This window comes from Vibrio sp. JCM 18905, assembly GCF_055393305.1.
In genome coordinates this window covers 1697450-1715137 of record NZ_AP043879.1, presented here as the reverse complement: position 1 = coordinate 1715137, position 17688 = coordinate 1697450, and the positions used below count along the sequence as shown (strand labels likewise).

General features: G+C 44.9%; 22 protein-coding genes. 10 read left to right on the top strand and 12 right to left on the bottom strand.

All coding sequences use genetic code 11. The features are described from left to right. Window positions 1–51: 51 nt before the first annotated feature. The 3 genes from ACZ5ZC_RS15990 to ACZ5ZC_RS15980 all read right to left on the bottom strand — a co-directional run bounded on the left by ACZ5ZC_RS15990 (window position 52) and on the right by ACZ5ZC_RS15980 (window position 2111). Window positions 52–255: a hypothetical protein gene (locus tag ACZ5ZC_RS15990; protein WP_005395134.1), complete on the bottom strand. Its 204-nt coding sequence runs from the start codon at window positions 253–255 to the stop codon at window positions 52–54. Between the two features lie 596 nt (window positions 256–851). Further along, window positions 852–1595 carry an SDR family NAD(P)-dependent oxidoreductase gene (locus ACZ5ZC_RS15985; protein ID WP_047009819.1) on the bottom strand — a complete coding sequence of 248 codons (744 nt, stop codon included), beginning with the start codon at window positions 1593–1595 and terminating at the stop codon, window positions 852–854. A 63-nt stretch (window positions 1596–1658) separates the two neighbouring features. Beyond that, window positions 1659–2111: a MarR family winged helix-turn-helix transcriptional regulator gene (locus tag ACZ5ZC_RS15980; protein ID WP_104974065.1), complete on the bottom strand. Its 453-nt coding sequence runs from the start codon at window positions 2109–2111 to the stop codon at window positions 1659–1661. A gap of 135 nt (window positions 2112–2246) precedes the next feature. Between ACZ5ZC_RS15980 and ACZ5ZC_RS15975 the strand changes: the two genes are divergently transcribed. The 3 genes from ACZ5ZC_RS15975 to ACZ5ZC_RS15965 are packed head-to-tail and all read left to right on the top strand — an operon-like array spanning window position 2247 to window position 5109. Then, the gene (locus ACZ5ZC_RS15975) at window positions 2247–2507 is read left to right on the top strand and encodes a hypothetical protein (RefSeq protein ID WP_041852949.1); all 261 of its coding nucleotides are present in this window, start codon (window positions 2247–2249) and stop codon (window positions 2505–2507) included. Between the two features lie 50 nt (window positions 2508–2557). After that, the gene (locus ACZ5ZC_RS15970) at window positions 2558–3571 is read left to right on the top strand and encodes an HlyD family secretion protein (RefSeq protein ID WP_005395128.1); all 1014 of its coding nucleotides are present in this window, start codon (window positions 2558–2560) and stop codon (window positions 3569–3571) included. Window positions 3572–3576: 5 nt separating this feature from the next. Next, window positions 3577–5109 (top strand): MFS transporter, encoded by a 1533-nt coding sequence (locus tag ACZ5ZC_RS15965; RefSeq protein WP_258685009.1) that lies wholly within the window; start codon window positions 3577–3579, stop codon window positions 5107–5109. A gap of 51 nt (window positions 5110–5160) precedes the next feature. Here ACZ5ZC_RS15965 and ACZ5ZC_RS15960 read toward each other — a convergent pair whose 3' ends face one another. The 9 genes from ACZ5ZC_RS15960 to vscN form a co-directional block, all read right to left on the bottom strand. Further along, window positions 5161–5763 (bottom strand): TetR/AcrR family transcriptional regulator, encoded by a 603-nt coding sequence (locus ACZ5ZC_RS15960; RefSeq protein WP_047009923.1) that lies wholly within the window; start codon window positions 5761–5763, stop codon window positions 5161–5163. Window positions 5764–6047: 284 nt separating this feature from the next. Continuing rightward, complete coding sequence (vscU, locus tag ACZ5ZC_RS15955) at window positions 6048–7103, bottom strand: SctU family type III secretion system export apparatus subunit VscU (protein WP_048626449.1); 1056 nt, start codon at window positions 7101–7103, stop codon at window positions 6048–6050. 15 nt (window positions 7104–7118) lie between these two features. Then, on the bottom strand, window positions 7119–7904 hold the full coding sequence (gene sctT, locus ACZ5ZC_RS15950; RefSeq protein WP_031780447.1) for a type III secretion system export apparatus subunit SctT: 786 nt from the start codon (window positions 7902–7904) through the stop codon (window positions 7119–7121). After that, on the bottom strand, window positions 7901–8167 hold the full coding sequence (gene vscS / locus ACZ5ZC_RS15945) for a SctS family type III secretion system export apparatus subunit VscS (RefSeq protein ID WP_005377227.1): 267 nt from the start codon (window positions 8165–8167) through the stop codon (window positions 7901–7903). Before vscS ends, sctT begins: the two co-directional genes overlap by 4 nt. Before the next feature lie 13 nt (window positions 8168–8180). Next, window positions 8181–8831, bottom strand: coding sequence for a SctR family type III secretion system export apparatus subunit VscR (vscR, locus tag ACZ5ZC_RS15940; RefSeq protein WP_054867028.1), 651 nt, complete (start codon window positions 8829–8831; stop codon window positions 8181–8183). Continuing rightward, window positions 8828–9796 (bottom strand): type III secretion system cytoplasmic ring protein SctQ, encoded by a 969-nt coding sequence (gene sctQ, locus ACZ5ZC_RS15935; protein ID WP_054867029.1) that lies wholly within the window; start codon window positions 9794–9796, stop codon window positions 8828–8830. Before sctQ ends, vscR begins: the two co-directional genes overlap by 4 nt. Further along, the gene (locus tag ACZ5ZC_RS15930) at window positions 9793–10941 is read right to left on the bottom strand and encodes a type III secretion system needle length determinant (protein WP_464932098.1); all 1149 of its coding nucleotides are present in this window, start codon (window positions 10939–10941) and stop codon (window positions 9793–9795) included. The genes sctQ and ACZ5ZC_RS15930 overlap by 4 nt, the downstream gene beginning before the upstream one ends. A 9-nt stretch (window positions 10942–10950) precedes the next feature. After that, complete coding sequence (locus ACZ5ZC_RS15925) at window positions 10951–11412, bottom strand: type III secretion protein (protein WP_048626446.1); 462 nt, start codon at window positions 11410–11412, stop codon at window positions 10951–10953. Further along, the gene (gene vscN, locus ACZ5ZC_RS15920) at window positions 11409–12731 is read right to left on the bottom strand and encodes a SctN family type III secretion system ATPase VscN (protein WP_258431690.1); all 1323 of its coding nucleotides are present in this window, start codon (window positions 12729–12731) and stop codon (window positions 11409–11411) included. The genes ACZ5ZC_RS15925 and vscN overlap by 4 nt, the downstream gene beginning before the upstream one ends. Before the next feature lie 185 nt (window positions 12732–12916). On the opposite strand from vscN, the gene sctW reads away from it, so the two are divergent. The 7 genes from sctW to ACZ5ZC_RS15885 are packed head-to-tail and all read left to right on the top strand — an operon-like array spanning window position 12917 to window position 17680. Beyond that, window positions 12917–13810, top strand: coding sequence for a type III secretion system gatekeeper subunit SctW (gene sctW, locus ACZ5ZC_RS15915; RefSeq protein WP_005395115.1), 894 nt, complete (start codon window positions 12917–12919; stop codon window positions 13808–13810). After that, window positions 13791–14075: a TyeA family type III secretion system gatekeeper subunit gene (locus ACZ5ZC_RS15910; protein WP_012841775.1), complete on the top strand. Its 285-nt coding sequence runs from the start codon at window positions 13791–13793 to the stop codon at window positions 14073–14075. The genes sctW and ACZ5ZC_RS15910 overlap by 20 nt, the downstream gene beginning before the upstream one ends. Then, complete coding sequence (gene sycN, locus ACZ5ZC_RS15905; RefSeq protein WP_012841776.1) at window positions 14062–14436, top strand: type III secretion chaperone SycN; 375 nt, start codon at window positions 14062–14064, stop codon at window positions 14434–14436. Before ACZ5ZC_RS15910 ends, sycN begins: the two co-directional genes overlap by 14 nt. Continuing rightward, window positions 14433–14810: a type III secretion system protein VscX gene (vscX, locus tag ACZ5ZC_RS15900; RefSeq protein ID WP_005377246.1), complete on the top strand. Its 378-nt coding sequence runs from the start codon at window positions 14433–14435 to the stop codon at window positions 14808–14810. Before sycN ends, vscX begins: the two co-directional genes overlap by 4 nt. Before the next feature lie 5 nt (window positions 14811–14815). Next, window positions 14816–15157, top strand: a complete 342-nt coding sequence (vscY, locus tag ACZ5ZC_RS15895; protein ID WP_005395110.1) for a type III secretion system chaperone VscY — start codon at window positions 14816–14818, stop codon at window positions 15155–15157. Continuing rightward, window positions 15141–17267, top strand: coding sequence for a SctV family type III secretion system export apparatus subunit VcrD (gene vcrD / locus ACZ5ZC_RS15890; RefSeq protein WP_464932097.1), 2127 nt, complete (start codon window positions 15141–15143; stop codon window positions 17265–17267). The genes vscY and vcrD overlap by 17 nt, the downstream gene beginning before the upstream one ends. Continuing rightward, window positions 17267–17680, top strand: coding sequence for an LcrR family type III secretion system chaperone (locus tag ACZ5ZC_RS15885; RefSeq protein WP_161445430.1), 414 nt, complete (start codon window positions 17267–17269; stop codon window positions 17678–17680). The genes vcrD and ACZ5ZC_RS15885 overlap by 1 nt, the downstream gene beginning before the upstream one ends. The last annotated feature ends 8 nt before the right edge of the window (window positions 17681–17688 follow it).

Below are 17688 nucleotides of genomic sequence, written 5' to 3'. Positions count from 1 at the left end.
CCTTACCGTATATGGTGTTTTGCCGGATGTTTATCTAGGCGTTAAACTGGCCTACTGATTTCGCTTAAAAAAGCGCTCGGCATTAGCAAATAGAGATTCACAGTGCTTTTTCTGCTTGTCGTAGTCAGCCGAACCTTCTGGCATTGCGTCTAATACTTCTTTTGCGCTGTGGTATTCTTTTACCATCAACTCAAATTTATCTTCATAATTGCTTTTTTTATTCTTTTTTTGAAAGCTATCTCGTTTTTTTCTCATTTTTATTCCTCTAGATCGTGTTTATTAAAGGTCAATCTAATTAACCTCTACTTTTATAGGAATAACGAAGTCAAAATGGTTTAAATTAAGTCTAAATATTCCATTGTCATCGCGCTGATTAATATATTCCACCGCTAATGACTATTCCTAAATAGTGGTGATATATACACGACGTGGCTATGTGCGTTATGTCTTATTTTGACGCTTACTGATTGTTTTTATAAGGTTAAATTCCTTATGAACCTATCGATGTAAAGACAGCGCGTTGTGATAACCATGCTAAGAGAGCTAACTCTCGTTCGTATTTAAATCAAAACTGAGGCTATTTAATGGAAGATAAAGAATAAGTTGCTACAGGAGTTGAGTAACGAAATGACTCGAAAGAAAACTAAGAAGAGACTCGAACTAAATATTTCATCAATAGCTCACGGTTAGGAGCTGAGCTCACTATACACCGATTATAAGAAATAGATAGGACTTTCTATTTTTCTTCAGACAAAACTGCCCATGAAGGAAGCTTGCGCGTTGCAAAGCAATACCTAAAGATACAAAGGCATGCGTACATGCCTTTGTATTTGTGCCTAGCACACTTGGCGCTATGGTAGGTAGGCGCCGCCACATACTGGATTGTATGTGCCCGTGATATGTCCGCTTTTTTCACTTGCCAAGTAGCTCACGGTGTTTGCTACGTCTTCAGGTGTGGCAATTTTCTGCGTTGGTGTGAACATTCGAATGGTTTCTTTAAACTCTTCAGGAGCACCTTTTGTTGCGTCTGTTTCTACAAGACCCGGAGCAACGACATTAGACGTAATCCCGAAGGGACCAAGTTCTTGGGCGAGGTATTTACTAAAGCTATCAAGTGCACCTTTTGCACTACCATGAGCAATAAAGCTTGGTGCAGGGGCTTCTGATAAGGTGCTAGAGATAAAAATTAAGCGACCAAACTGGCTGGCTTTCATATTTTCTACCGCCAATTTTGCCGTTTGATATGCAGCGTGCATTTCGTCATTTAGCTTTTGTGAAAACTCTTCCCACGACTGCTCAGTGAAAGGTTTAGCGGTAAAGCTCATGTTTGCGTTTGAGACAAGAACATCAACGCCACCATGTTCATTTGCGATGCTGTCGAACATTCCTTGTATTTGTGCGTCATCTCGAACGTCAGCTTTTAAAGTGTACGCCTCACCACCGGCGTTTTGAATTTCTTGAGCTAACGCTTCCGCGACCGCAGTACTATTTACGTAGTTGATAAAAACTCGGTAACCATCTGCAGCGAGTGCTTTTGCTGTTGCTGCACCAATTCCACGAGCGCCACCTGTAATTAAAGCATTGCGTTTTGTCATCGTATTTCTCCAAGGTTGAGCCTGACTGTTAAACCAGCTTCTGTCGCAACGTACGCTGATAAGTTAAATTTGTCCGTTAAGCTTGCGTAAGTTCGCTACCACGCTAGAAAGTTGCTGTTTGCTGTTATCTAGGTCGGCATCAGCAAGGTTCTGTTGGGCTTCTTGCAGTACTAGCGAAGCGATATTTGCACATGTATCAACGGTGTATAAAGATTTTTCTGTTAGCACGACTAACTTGCTTCGACTATCCGTTGGCGAAGGTTTCCTCTCTGTCCAACCGCGCTTTTCAAGCCCATCAATTGAGCGACTGACGCTCGATTTTTCTAAGTACAACAGTTCACAAATCTGACTTTGAGAAAGGGCACCGTTGTTTCGCAACAGCAACACGACACCCCATTGTTCTGCTGTCATATCAATACCAGCATCTTTGAAACGGGTGGTGAGTAATCGGTTAAACAGACGACTAGCAAGCCCCGTAAGGTGACCGAGAGACTGATGATGGTTGTATTGGGACATGGAAAATTTCACCAAATAACATGAACGAACAATATGGTTGTATACACAACTATGTTGGGCGATGTCAAATTCGTTTGAAGAAAATGCTACTAGCTTGTGCTTATCGTTGGGTTGATGTGTCAGATTGAGGTGCTAATGAAAATTGGTGAGGTAGCTTCGAAAACTTCGGCCAGTCAAATGTTTGCGCCTGATGCACCGAGTTGGGGAGCAAGCTTCAATAAAGGTAGGGGAGTTGCAATCCTTTCTTTATTTATTCAGTTTAAATGTGTTTTTTGTTTACATTACAAATGGTTAGATTTTAATTCTTTTCATTCGAAACACTCTTCTCAAGAAGTTCATGATAAATCAATGAGATTGATCTTTTTGATTGGCAATGATCAAATGTATCTTTACTAAAACTGTACGGTACAGTACAGTTTGTGAAAGTCATAAAATGGGTTTCAAACATGAAGAAGAAAGTTATCGCCTTGTCGCTTGTTGTTGGTTCGTTATTTGCTGCTGGCTGTGCCTTATACCAGCCGAATACTGTAATGACGGATAACGCATATGTTCATTCAGACGTTACGGCCATTTCACCTGAGGTTGGGGGGCAAGTAAGCGAAATCTTTGTCAAAGATAACCAGTGGGTAAGAGAAGGAACTCCTTTGTTTGTCATTGATGATGAAGACTTTATTGCCAACCAAGAAATTGCTCGAGCAGCACTAGATGTTGCGAAATCTGAGCTTACTGCAAATCAAATCAAAACGGATATGCAGTTAATGAAAATTGAGCAGGCGAAGCAAGGTATTCGCCGCGCGAGTGCAAATGCCGAACACCAAGCGGCGGAGTTTCAACGTCTTTCTCGTTTGGTACAAAAGCAATCTGTGAGCAAAAATCAGTTTGAAGCACAAAAAACGCGATCTATTGAAGCAAGCAGTAATCTTGAAACCGCTAAATTGGGCTTAGCTGCTGAGCAAAAACAGCTCGACACATTGATGACTGAGAAGTTGCAACTGACAGCACAGCGTAAAAAAGCAGAAGCAAACTTACGACTGGCTAATATTTCACTGGAAAGAACCACGGTGCGTGCACCATTTGATGGCTATGTGGCAGATAGACAAGTGCAAGTCGGCAAGTTTGTACAACCAGGAATGGGGCTCATCGTGATGGTGCCAGATTATGTTTGGATAGAGGCAAACTTTAAAGAAACACAACTTGAGAACGTTGTGCCTGGGCAAGAGGTTGAAGTGGTATTGGATATGTTTCCAAACCATCCATTGCATGGCCGTGTTTCTTCGATAACCCCGGCGACTGGTGCACAGTTTAGTTTATTGCCACCTCAAAATGCGACAGGCAATTTCGTAAAAGTAGTACAACGTGTACCAGTACGTATTGAGCTAGAGATCCCTCAAGAGTTGAGTCAACGAGTCTATCCGGGGTTGTCTGCAGAAGTATCGATCGAGACCGCGGCACAAGGTTAACTGCAATGGAAAAACGTTCACCGCTGCTGATTTTGACGCTTTTTGCGATTGCTGCTTTTGGTATTAACTCCGTGATGTTTACCGAGTTATCGTATGAGATGGCGGCAACGTCAGGTTTATCTGTCGATGAAGTTGCTCTGGTTAAAGTCGGCTTTATGATTACCCAGGTATTAGGTTTTATATTCACACCAATATTGGTGCGTAGATTGGGTACGTTAATTCTCTTACATGCCATTTTATTGGTAGGTCTAGCGAGCAACCTTGTACTTTACTGGGGCGGACAGCAAGAACTGGTGTTCACTCTGACTTGGCTCTCGAGTGGCTTTTTTATGAGCATGTTAATGGTGGTATTAAACCTTTACCTGCTCCACTTCTTTGAGCAGCGTTGGCTACCTGCCATTATCGCTTTAACGTTAGTATTCTCAACCTTGCTACCGATCGGCGCTTACCCTTGGGTAGTGGCCAATATTGTCGAAATCTTTGATTGGTCACTGTTGTGTGTCGTGTCGGCTTGGCTGTACTTCTCTGCCTTGGTAATTGCATGCATATACAATCCTAAGTCGATTCAAATCGAGGCCGAACCCAAATCTGGCTGTTGGTTTTATTTAGTTTTTGCCCTGACAATAAGCCTCGTTGTATTTCTATTGATGAGAGGCAGTTATTACAACTGGTTTGACTCGGAATGGTTTGTTAAAGCCTCTTCGATAGCCGCGGCTCTGACTTTATTAGTGGTGTATTACTTTGTGAAAGCCAGTCCTTTAAATACAGCATCAATACAGCTGCATAGTAAGTTGAAAACTAATGTTTTTATGTACAACGCTTTTTTGGCAGGTTTTGCTGTTATGGCGAGCAATGTGTTGTTTACTAGCTTTTTGAAAATGGCGTTGCAGTACAACAACCTTAATGCTGGATATGCCCAACTACCGGCATTTTATGCCATGCTAGGTGGTATGTTAGTCAGCGTGCTGGTGTATTACTTCCGCCGTCCATTAGCGGATGCAGTCGTCCCGTTTGGTGTGGTGATGATTATACTTTCGGTACATAAGTTTAGTCAGTTACCTAGCTTTGCTGGTACGGAATCTTTGTCCGTTCCGATGATGTTGCGTGGGTTTGGTGTCGGCTTATTAAATGTGTCTGTGACCATTGCAGTCTTGATGTACTTCCAGGTCGGGCAGCGTTTAGAAGGCATCGCCAATTTCTACCTCTTTCGTACCATTGGTGGTGTGATCGCTGGTGCCGTGTTCTCACGGGTAATGCAAAGCCATAGTGCACAAGCTGCTGGAGAGATTGGCCGAACGCTAGATGATGTGAATCATGCTTTTGGTGTTTATAAAAATGCGTTGAGCAGTACGATTCTGACTCATGGACACTTGCCAAATTCGGCATTAGGAATGAGCCAAATTAGTTCTGTTGTCAAAGAGCAGGCGACCACTCTCGCACTGAGTAATTCATTATTGATGTTTATTATCTCGGTCTTTGCTCTCGCGCCAATCTTAATAATCGGTAAAAAACTGGCGGCGAAGCGAGAGATTCACTAAGCCATAGAAACAACAAGGGAGCGATGATGCTCCCTTTTATATTCAGTGAGTTTATCTTTGGTATAGATTTAGGAAGGCGGTGACCGCTTTTTTTGTATGTGCATCTAACTCTTCATCTGTCGGAAAATCGAAGCCAATTAGTGCCATGTTCTGGTAATCAAGTTTAATTAATGCAAGTAGTTGCTCACAAGCGAGGTCGGCATTTTCAACATCGAGTTGTGAGCTGACAGTTTCACTCTTTAAAAAGTCGATGAGGTATTGATGAATGCGATGCGGCCCTGTCTGCCAGAATTGATTTGGTACGGAATCATGTTTGTTGAAGTCAGCCGAAACGATCCGATAAAGTGATAGCATAGGATTGGAGCATACACCTTTTAGGTACTTCTTGGCGAAGTCATTCAATGTTTCTTGTAAAGGCTCCGATTGCTTGTCGGCAAGCTGGAAGACGGACTCTAAGCTGGTTTTGGTATTGTATGCTAAAACTTCAACAAATAACCCTTCTTTGTTCGAAAAATAGCGATATAACGTCTGCTTTGAGCCTCCACAAATCGCGACGATTTGATCGAGTGATGTGTCTTTGTAACCTTGCTTTATAAAAAGGTCAGTGGCAACTTTGATGATTCGAGTTCGTTTCTTTTCGGTAGATATGCGCATAAATAAATCAACCTAAGCAAAAATCCACCTTTGTTGTGGCTGGCGTGGTTTCTTACCGAGCTCTAGGTGGTTTAGAGATGAAAGTAAAACTGTCCAGTACAGTACCACTATTGACGTTAGTAAACACGACTTTTCATGAACCAAGTGCTTCATTGAGACAAGCAAAAGTAGGCAAATTCGATATGCTGAAACCTATAGCGAAGGATGACTCATTTAAAAATCTCATTGCGTATAGAAAAGTGATAACCGTTCTTCGTACGATAGCCTTTACTCTCGAAATCATGTTAATTCAGCGTCTTATCGGACTCCAATGATGCCAACCAACGAAGCACTTCGGCGGTTGCCTCAATAAGATCACTTGGGATGTACTGGTCGACGTTGCCGTCCGCATATAGTGCGCGAGCAAGAGGGACTTTTTGCATCACAGGCACACCTTCCTCTTTGGCGATTGCGATCATACGTTTGGCTACCGCATCGGTTTCCATCAAGGTGATGACGGGCAGGGGCGTTTCGCCTTTCTTGTAATAAAGACCAACTGCTATATGTGTTGGGTTTGTAACCAATACATTAGAACGTTTAACGTTTTCGCGTTGATTGGAGGCTTGTAGCTCTTGGTGCAACTGACGACGTTTACTTTTGATTTCAGGGCTGCCTTCCATTTCTTTGTATTCGCGTTTCACTTCGTCCTTGCTCATTTTGAGTTTCTTCGTGTGGTCAAATTTTTGGTACGCAAAATCAGCTGCAGCGATGACGATGAAACCTACCGAAGAGATAATCATTAATTGTTTAATCATGACGCCAGTAATGGTCGGGACACATTCTAGCCCGCAAGTTGGAATTTGCATCAAAGCGTTGATGTTACCGCGTAAGGTCACCCAGATAATGCAGGAAAGAAGAGAGACTTTAAGGATCGACTTGATAAACTCAATCACACTCTTAAGCGAAAAAATGCGTTTGGCACCTTCGACGGGATTGATCTTTTTGATGTCGGGTTTAACGGATTCACCACTAAATAGAAAGCCGAACTGCCCCATATTGGAAAAGATGGCGACGAGTGCAGCAACCAGAATAATCGGGGCGAGTAGATAGGCAATTTCTTTTGCGATGGCAATAGCGACATCGACTAGCGCATCTTGGAAGCCCTGATAAGCAAGCTTACTTGGTAGGAGAATAAGCGCTGAGATGTGCGACATGTAATAATCGGCGAACGCAAACAGTACAATTATGAGCGCCAAAATTAATGCAGACGATACGATTTCTTGGCTTTTGGCTACCTGACCTTTCTGCCTGGCATCGCGTAACTTTTTTGCGGTGGGTTGCTCTGTTTTTTCTGCGCTCATAAAGAATCCTAAGCGTTATTGCCAAATGGTATTGAGTTGTTCTGCGAATCGGGTAATGCCATAAAATTGCACTTCAAAGTGATCCATCATTAGCCCGAGATACACGATCAGTAAAACACTCGCGATGGCACTTTTTATTGGCATGGCAAGGAAAAAAACATTCAATTGCGGTGCAAAACGACTGATAAGCGCCAGACCAAACTCAGCAAGAAACATTGCCAACACTAATGGAGCGGACATCAACACACCAAGCCACATAAGCTGTTCAAATTGTGCGTAGAAGAAGCTTACCCATGCATCGCTAACGGTTGGGAAAAAGTCCACGATCGGCCAAGATGTGTAGCTTTTGAATAACGCGTAGATAAAAGTGACAAAGCCCCCGCCAGAGAAGAACAGGGTAATCAACGTTTGGGTCAGCAACACTGCGGTTGGCGTCGATTGCGAGCCTAGCGTTGGGTTAAACATACTTGCCATGGCAGCACCACGTTGGTTGTCGACCAGAAAGCCAGCCGCTTCTATTGCCCAAAAGGGGATAGCAGCAACAAACCCGATCAATAGCCCAATTAATACCTCTTTACCCAAAATCACTATCAGCCAAATACCGTCGGTTTCTGCGGGCAAGCTTTGCTGATTAATCATCGGAAATATAAACAGTGCGAGTGAGCAAAGCACACCATTTCTCACCATGGTGCCGCCTAGCATTTGCTTGCTCAAAATAGGCAAAAAGATGAAGCATGCCATTAACCGAGGTAACGTCAGGCTGTACAAAAATAAAGCCTGGTGTAAGTCGTGATAACTCATCGTATTTGAGGAATTTTATCCATGGCAAGCGAGGCGAAGGCGTGGAGCTCTGCCCCTAGCCACTGCGTTGTGACAAACAGCGTAATAATGACCGCGATAAGCTTGACGACAAACCCCAACGTTTGCTCTTGGACCTGAGTGAGCGCCTGAATAAGCGATACCAATGTGCCGACCAACGCTGCGACTAAAATCGGCGGTAACGACAAGTACAAAACTAGGGTTAATGCTTGAGTCGTGAAATGAATGATTTCAGCAGAATGCATACTTTCTCCGTGATTAACCGTAACTCAGTACTAAGCCGTGAGTGAGTTTCGTCCAGCCGTCAAGCAAGACAAAAAGCAACAATTTGAAAGGGAGAGAGATGGTCATTGGCGATACCATCATCATGCCCATAGCGAGCAAGATATTCGAAACAATTAAGTCGATAGCGATGAACGGCAAGTACAATAGAAAGCCAATCTCAAAAGCACGGGTAAGCTCACTGACCGTAAACGCTGGCAGCAACAGCAACAAGCTATCTGACTCTAAACGGTCCACGTACTTTTGAGGCCATAATGTGCGCGCAGCATCGGTAAAGAATATGGCTTCGGTTTCCCGAATATGTTTTTTCAAAAACACTCGATAAGGCTGTAAACCGCTTTCAATGAGGCCTTCTACACTTGCAGAATCTTCGAGGGAGATATCATGCTGCTTTACGTAGTCGTAGGTTTCAAAACCGACGGGAGCCATGATGAAAATAGACAAAATGATCGCCAATCCGTACAGCGCCATGTTCGGTGGAATTTGCTGTACACCGAGAGCGTTACGCAGCAGTGAGAATACAACGGCGAGTTTGACAAACGACGTCGCCATCATCGCGATAAATGGGATCAGTGCCAGCAGTGCTAAGCTGACAATGAGATTGAGCTCGTCAGGTAACTGGATCATGCTGGCTCCTGCGTGCCACCAAACAGTTCCAGTACGCGCACACCTAAATGCTCATTAACATTAACCAGTTCACACTCACCGACGATTTTGCCGTTGGCACGCAATGTTACCGGCTTAGATACAGGTTGGTTTAGCTCGAATACGTACCCAGGCTGAAGCTGGTTAAGCTGTTCTAGAGTGATGGTTTGATGGCCGATATCAAACGTGAGTTCCACGGGCAGTTGCTGGTGGTCGGTTAACATTTCTGAAGTGTTTACGTCATTCATATTGGTTTCTTTTTCAATAATGTGAAGAATTTGGTCATCCAGTTGGCAGCGCCAGAGATTCTGGTTAGATACTTGAAAAATGGCTTGTTGTTGGGCGATATAACAATCGTCAAAAAAGATCACATCTCCCAGTTCGAGCGAATTAAATTCGCTTAACATTAAATGGGTCTTTCCAAGGCTTAACCACACAGGTAAAGCGAGATGTCGTGCCTGAAGAGAAGCGCTGTTTGGTAGTGCATCCAACAGCACGTTTGCTCCTTCGCTAACCCACAAACAAAGAGAGCCGTTAGGTTTATTGAGGGTTAACATCAAGGTATGCTCTTGAACTTGGCTCGACTCTAACGGTTGTAACTGGCTAAGAATGGGCAACTGACCAAATAGTGCTTTGAATGCCTCACTATGCGGTTCAATCTGAGAACTCAAAAGTGCTAACTGGAGCGAGTTGGGCAGTGACTCGAATGCAGTGGCATTCAGAGTAGACTCAAGCCATTTCTGGAGTTGCGCACGACAAAAATCCACTTGGATCGTTTGCCCTCCAATCAACGTGGTTAAACGGAATCCTTCAAATGAAGGGATTTGAGAAACAGTAATCGATACGCTCTGACCATCAGCCCCTTGGAAATGGCATTGCTTTGCACAAAGTTGATTACTGAGCGCAATACTGTCTGAATCGACTTTGGGTATCGTTAACGGCGTCATAGGTCATTCTCCGCTTGCCATTCTTCATACACGCTACGTTTCTGGCGTGAGTGTTGTTGTTCATTCTGTTGTTGATCGAACTGCTGAGTTTGTTCGCTGATCGCTAGACGAAGTGGCTGCTCACCGCCAAATCGGTTTAGGCGTTCGGCAAGATCTTGTCTAGCTTGCTGGCTAATAATGGAAAGGGCATGCTCTTGTCGAATCGTCACGCTATAACCTTGCGCGTCCAACTTGATGTGGATTTCGCCACCTTTTAATTGTCCTTCACTCAGAAACAGCCGAACCTCTTTGTTGTCGGATGCGGTTGGCAGCGAAACATAGATTTTGTCCACCAATTGTTGGAGTAACGTGTTTACTTCTCGAGCAGGGGCCGGCTGAGCCTGTGAAGCGACACTCTTTAAAATGACATCGCCTTGTGTTGCCGCGCTCGCAAGGTGTTGAGGATCTGCTTTTTCGTCATCCGCTTTAACGGCCACTAGTGCGATTTTCGTCTCGATTTTCTCAAGCGATCTAGTTTCAGAACGACCATCGGTTTTGTCTGACAGCTTGCCAGTGTCTTGTAGCCGCTGCGTTGCACGTTTATTGTGTGTCGTTTCGGTTAGTTTCGTCGTGAAGTTAGCATGGTTAATTGCATCTTGAGTGAGCGCTTTCCCTGCGGCCTTTTTCGGGAGAGAGCCGTCAAGATCAGGTTGTGCTTGAGAATGGGGGCCAACGCGCTCAAGCGAGGATGGGCTTGGAGCCTGACTGCTCTCAAGTTTCTTATCTTTCTCATGCAATTTACTGTTTTCAATCAGACTTTCTTCGCGATTTAGTGAAGAGCTTTCGTGCTTCTCTACATTATTTTTGGTCACAGTGTCACTTTTGTCTTTTAATGTAGCGGTATTTCTATAAGTGCTGGTTTCTTGGTTAGAAAGTTTCGATTGTTTGTCTAGGCTTTGAGATGCTTCATGTCTTAACGGAAGGCTCTCGTCTCTGCTCTGAGTGTCTTTTTTGCTCGCAACGGTAGATTCTTCTTCCTTGCGAGGTTTCTCCGTCATTGCACGCTCGAACTGTGACTGAAGCTCAGCCTCTCGCTCCAGGGGCTTTTTTTCTGGCGTTGATTTGTACAGCGTATTCGGTGTTTCTTCTGTTGGAGTAATGCGCATAATGAACCTTTAGATAATATCGACAGTGCGAAACTCTTCTTGTTCGAGTTCTTCTTGGTATTGTCTTTCTCGCGACTGTTCCGCGAGTTCTTGTTGTTGCAACTGAACGAATTTTTCTTTGGTTTTATGGGCTTGCCGTGCCTCTTTTTGTTTTTCTTTAAGTACCGAACGTTCGTACTCAAGCGCTTTTTTTGCTTCGGCAACGCGCTGTTTAAGCTCGGCTTCTCGCTCTCTCAACAACGCGATTTCTTGTCTCAATGTTTCCAACTCTTTGAGAACGAGTGTGTGTTGCTTTGCTTTGGCAAAACGTCGTTCTTCTTCTTCCTGACGCCAAACGTGATAGTCCGCTACGGAACGTTCGGCCTTTTGAACCTGTGCTGCTGAATTTGATACTCGGTATTCTTGGCGCTTAACGGCTTTATCCGCACGTTCAGCTCGAATTTGTTTGATTTCTAATAACCGTTCGATCATTGGTTCGCCATCCCTTTTAGTTGAGCGATAGCACCATCAAGATCACTTGGCTCATGCGTTCCTTGGCGTAAAAAGGCGCGTATATCATCACTTTGCGCAATCGCCATATCTGCTCGGCTATCTGCCCCATGCTGGTACTCGCCAATTTTGATCAGTAGCTCAACTTCTTCGTACTTGGCTAACATTTCGCGAAGGTGAGCAGCAGACGCCTGATGATCAGGTTCAACGATTTGATTCATCACGCGGCTTGCTGACCGGAGTACATCAATGGCAGGATAATGGTTCATTGCCGCAAGTTTGCGCGAGAGAATGATGTGCCCATCTAAAATGGAGCGAGTTTCATCGGCGACAGGCTCTGTCATGTCGTCGCCTTCAACCAACACGGTGTACAGCGCTGTAATTGACCCTTTGTCAGATTGACCAGCTCGTTCCATCAGCTTTGGCAAAGCGGCAAAAACGGAAGGCGGATAGCCGCGTCGTGTTGGTGGCTCACCTGCGGCTAGGCCAATTTCTCTCTGTGCGCGGGCGAAACGCGTTACAGAATCCATCAGCAGTAACACGCGTTTACCTTGGTCACGAAAATATTCAGCAATAGAAGTGGCAACAAAAGCGGCTTTGGCACGTTCCATGGCCGGGCGATCGGATGTCGCGACCACTAAAACCGACTTAGCCATTCCTTCTTCGCCCAAGTCATTCTCAATAAACTCTCGTACTTCGCGTCCGCGTTCACCAATCAAGGCGAGAACGGTCACGTCAACGTCTGCGGATCGAATCAGTTTTGCGAGGAGGGTACTTTTACCACCGCCAGCCGCTGCAAAAATGCCCATGCGCTGACCTTCACCACAGGTCAGTAGTCCATCAATGGATCGAACCCCAAGAGAGATTGGCTTTTCAATCAGTTTACGTTGCATTGGTGGCGGTGCATCGCGATAAACCGGATACCAAGCACTTGGTTCCTGACTTTGCGTACCATCGAAAGGACGCCCAAGCCCGTCAAGCGTTGTACCTAATAGGTGATCGCCAACGCCTACCTCATGCATTTTTCCCATTGGGCTAACTTCTGTATTTGAGGAAATCCCAAACATATTTCCTAACGGTGTGAGCAGAGCGTGATGCTGCTGAAAGCCAACGACTTCCGCTAACAAAGACAGAGTTTGATCAGGATTACGCAACTCACACAGCTCACCAACACGAACGCCGGGGACAACGGCCTTGATAATGGTACCGGTTACTTGCGTAACGCGCCCGCGAATTTGGATCAGACGAGTTTGCCTGATCGCAGATTGTTGGATATCAGTGATGTATGAGAAATCGTTCAAGGTAAAAATATGCGCAATGATTGATGTTGGGAGGATAGAAAGGATGAGGGGGTATTTATAGTGAATATCAGTCGGGAGTTTTTAGAAAACTGAAAACGCACTAAAAAAACACGTCTGATTTTGACAGCTTCGAGAAAGCGCACTTCCTATAATTCGCCTGTATTGTACGGAAGGAGTGCAAGTGAATGAGTATTATCAACAATCATATCGCAACAAACCCAAAGTTTGATGCGTCTATCCAAAACGGGTTGGAATCGTCTCGTACCGACGCTTCACGAAAAGGCAATTACCGCGGTGAAACGGTCCGTGTTCACAATGCCACACAATCACTTTTTGATGCGATGGAAGAGCTCACTTCACTCGGTTCCGAAAAAGCAGAAAAAGATTTGACCAAGCGTAAAGTGAAAGATAGTGGCGTTCGAGTGAATGAAGCGCACGAACTCGTTTCGGACTATTTAAGAAAAGTCCCTGATCTTGAAAAGAACCAAAAGATCAAAGATCTGGCTGCAAAAATGGCGGGAGGAAATATCTCGACCATCGCTCAATTGCAAGCTTATTTGAATGGATTTTCAGAGGAGAAAAGCCATCAATACCTTGCGTTAAAAGCCGTTAAAAAGTTTTTGAGTGCGAGCCCAGAAAGTAAACATCTACTAGCGCTGATTGACCAAGCGATTCTGAGAATCGAGCAAAACCCAGATTCTTGGGCTCAAATTGATACGGAAATTCGCGTCTCAAATTTTGCTGATGAGTACAGCCAAGAGCAAGAGTTTAGCTCATTACATCAGCTGCGCGGTTTCTATCGCGATACCGTTCATAGCTATCAAGGGCTCGGCGCTGCTTATCAAGACGTAGTGGCGCGCTTTGGTGAACAGGAGGTCTCGACCGCTGTTGAGTTTATGCTGCAAGGCATGAGTGCAGATCTTAGTGTTCAAGGCAGCAGTATCGACTCGGTTAAGTTGCAGTGGTTGATGTCCGATATGCAAAAACTCAAAACTCTAAATACGTTGCAAGATCGCGTGAGTCAGTTGTTCCAAATGTTTAAACCGGAAAGGACGAGTTATGGCTTATCAAGTTTCTAATTTGATGGCTGATGTGATTGCGTTGGTAGAGCAGCGATGGGTAAGCAGTGATGAGATTTGGAAAGTCGCCAACGCAATGGAATTGACGGCGGTACAACAAAAAATCGATTTTTTTCGAGAGTTCCACAAGTTAGTTCGCGCGATCCCTATTGACGTATTCGCCGATGAAGAACAACGACAGAATTTAATACAAGCGGTACAAAAGGCGCTAGACGAAGCCATTGATATAGAAGAAGAGGAAGCGTGGGAAGATGAGTTGGATTGATGCATCCGTCAATGAATTTTGCCGAGGAATGGGGCTCGATGCCGTCGATTTCTCATCAGCTGGACGGGTGCAGCTGGATTTTGAGCAAAGCGGTACACTACATATTGAGCGACACGGGGAGCAGCTATTCTTGATGTTGTCTCAAGCGTTATCTTGGCATCAAACCAGTGACATCATTCAAAGCGCACTCAGTTTGTGTCATGCCGATCAAGGCTGGCCTTTCGAAATTAAAACTGGTTTGTTAGATGAGCAAACTTTGGTTTTTTCCGCGCGGTTAAACGGAGAAGAGGTCACACTTCCGACTTTAGAACAAGCGTTTACGCTTTTGGTTCGTCTACATAACGATGTGGCAACCTCATGACTCGAGTAAGCACTTTAAACGTAGGAATAGAAGCCTTCACGCATGTTACTCATAGTGAGGTTAAGGCCGATTTCCCTGAACGGTTTCAATTACTTCCTGATGGACAGGCGGTCGCTACGCATTTAGAGAAGCTCTATGACCTCAGGCCTTCAGACCAATACTTAATCGCGTTAACCAAGCCAAAATTGTTGCACTCAGAATTGTTGCGTCCAGAAAAGTACCGCCAACAGTTCGATGAAACGTTGGCTCAGTTGCAAGTTCTTGCACAGGATTCAGGCTCCGCTTCTTTTATCAAAGCATCCGAAACGCTACAAAGTACGCAACTTGATCAGCGTTACCTCACTATGGCGCTCAATCTCCTTATCCAGGTCTAACCAACATGTTGAGATCCAAAGACATTGAACTGTTGCTTGTTCACGCTGCACTACAAGTTCAATACCAAAAGCCAGAGCATGCTATCTCTATTCTCGATGCGGTTTTAGAGATAGACCCGCAACACAAAGAGGCGATGCAAACGCTCGCAGTGGCGTGTTTACAAAGTGGTCGATATGCCCGTGCGGTTGAGGTATGTGAGCACTTATTAAAATCCGACCTTAAACCTGATTCGGCAGGACTTTGGTTTTGCTTAAGCCAAGCTCGTTGGAAACAAAATGACGTCGATGGGGCACGCCAAGCGCACCGACGCTATCTGCAATCTTTAAATAGTGAATCACATGAATAAGTTGATCGATATTTTAAACAAGGTAGGGCAACGTAAAGACATTATGCTTGCTGTGATGTTGCTCGCGATCGTCTTTATGATGATATTGCCACTGCCTACCGCGCTGGTGGATGTGCTGATTGGCACCAACATGAGCATTGCGGTGGTGCTGCTTATGTTAGCGATTTACATCACTACGCCGCTTGAGTTCTCTGCATTTCCCGCAGTGCTACTGATCACGACATTGTTTCGTTTGTCTTTATCCATCACGACAACCCGTTTGATCTTGCTGCAAGGCGATGCTGGTCAAATCGTTTATACCTTCGGTAACTTTGTCGTGGGCGGTAACTTAGTGGTCGGTATTGTTGTTTTCCTGATCATTACTATTGTCCAGTTTATGGTGATCACCAAAGGCTCGGAGAGGGTTGCAGAAGTTAGTGCGCGATTCTCACTTGATGCCATGCCTGGTAAGCAGATGAGTATTGACGGTGACATGCGCGCTGGGGTGATTGACGTACACGAAGCTCGACACCGACGATCACTGATTGAAAAAGAAAGCCAAATGTATGGCTCGATGGATGGCGCGATGAAGTTCGTTAAAGGCGACTCCATTGCTGGTTTGGTCATCATTGTGGTCAACATCTTAGGTGGCGTCACGATCGGGGTAACGCAAAAAGGCATGAGTGCTTCTGAAGCACTTGAGTTGTTTGCGATTTTGACCGTTGGTGATGGTTTGGTATCGCAAATTCCGGCGCTGTTTATCGCGATTACGGCCGGTATTATCGTGACGCGTGTATCTCATGAAGATTCTTCTGATCTCGGCTCGGACATTGGTGGTCAGGTCATTGCTCAGCCGCGTGCACTCCTCATTGGCGGTGTGCTTTTGGTGCTGTTCGCACTGATTCCTGGTTTTCCAAAAATTACTTTTCTGGTCTTGGCCACAGTGGTTGGTGGTGGTGGTTTCTTCCTTTTCTATCAACAGAAAAAACAGGCGGAATCAGATAGTACCGACTTATCAAGCTTTGTTTCGCAAGGGGCGGGTTCACCAGCAGCGAAGCCAAGCAAACCAACCCCATCTAGAAACAGTAAAGGCAAGTTAGGTGAGCAAGAAGAGTTCGCCATGACGGTCCCACTCTTGATTGATCTTGACGCGAGCCTTCAGGAAAGCTTGGAAGCGGTCGCATTAAATGAAGAGCTAGCAAGGGTGAGGCGCGCACTATATCTCGACCTCGGCGTGCCTTTCCCAGGTATCCACCTGCGTTTTAACGAGGGGATGCAAAATGGCGAATATTTAATTCAGTTACAAGAAGTTCCGGTTGCACGAGGACGAATTGTAAAAGACCAACTCTTGGTGACAGAAGGGAATGAACAGATCGATTTATTAGGCGTGCCTTATGAGCAAGATGAAGATTTTCTACCTGGTATTTCTAGCATTTGGGTGGCACAGAGTTATGAGCAAAAACTCATAGCCAGTCATGTCGGTTTTCTCACACCCGACAGGATTTTAACGTACCACTTGTCTCATGTTCTCAAGGAGTACGCACAAGACTTTATTGGTATTCAGGAGACGCGTTATCTATTGGAGCAGATGGAAGGCAGTTATTCGGAGCTCGTTAAAGAGGCCCAGCGTATTGTTCCGTTGCAAAAAATGACGGAAATCTTGCAACGCTTGGTTTCTGAAGACATTTCTATCCGAAACCTTCGCGTGATCTTGGAAGCGATGGTTGAGTGGGGCCAAAAAGAGAAAGATGTTGTACAGCTGACGGAGTACATTCGTTCCAGCTTAAAACGTTACATTTGCTACAAATACGCGAGCGGACAAAACATGTTGCCCGCTTACTTATTGGATCAAAGTCTCGAAGACACAATACGCAGCGGTATTCGTCAAACCTCAGCAGGGAGCTACTTGGCGTTAGACCCGTCTGTAACTCAACAATTTGTGAGTGATGTGAAACAGACCATTGGTGACTTAAGCCGCATGCCGAATAAACCTGTGCTAGTTGTGTCTATGGATGTACGCCGATATGTGCGAAAGCTTATTGAATCGGAATACTACGATCTGCCCGTTTTGTCATTTCAAGAACTAACCCAGCAAATCAATATTCAGCCACTTGGAAGGGTGGGGATGTAATGAAAACAAAACTAATACTCTCGCTTGCGCAAGCGGGGATCGAAGTGACGCCATACTTTTGGCAAAAAAGTGAAATTCAACTTGGTTATCGAATTGAAGTTGAGGGCTTAGAGCTCGTTTTTCGGGTGGAGGACGGTGAAATCATCATCGTTCTTCTGAAACGCGTTCGTCCAAAATTGGGGTTGAGTAACCCCTTTGCCGGCTTATTTCTCTTGGCTGAACATGCCATTCAACTTTATCCCTCCGATTGGGTCATTCGCGGCAACGTCGATGTGTTACGTGGTAGCAACATGAGCAGCCAGCGATTGGCACAGTTCTATCTAAAAGCATGCGGTGCAAGCCATGATGAGCTAGAAGACTGGTACTGTTTACGCCTAGCAGATTATAGACCTTTGAAAAAATTGAAAAAGTAAAAACTCAC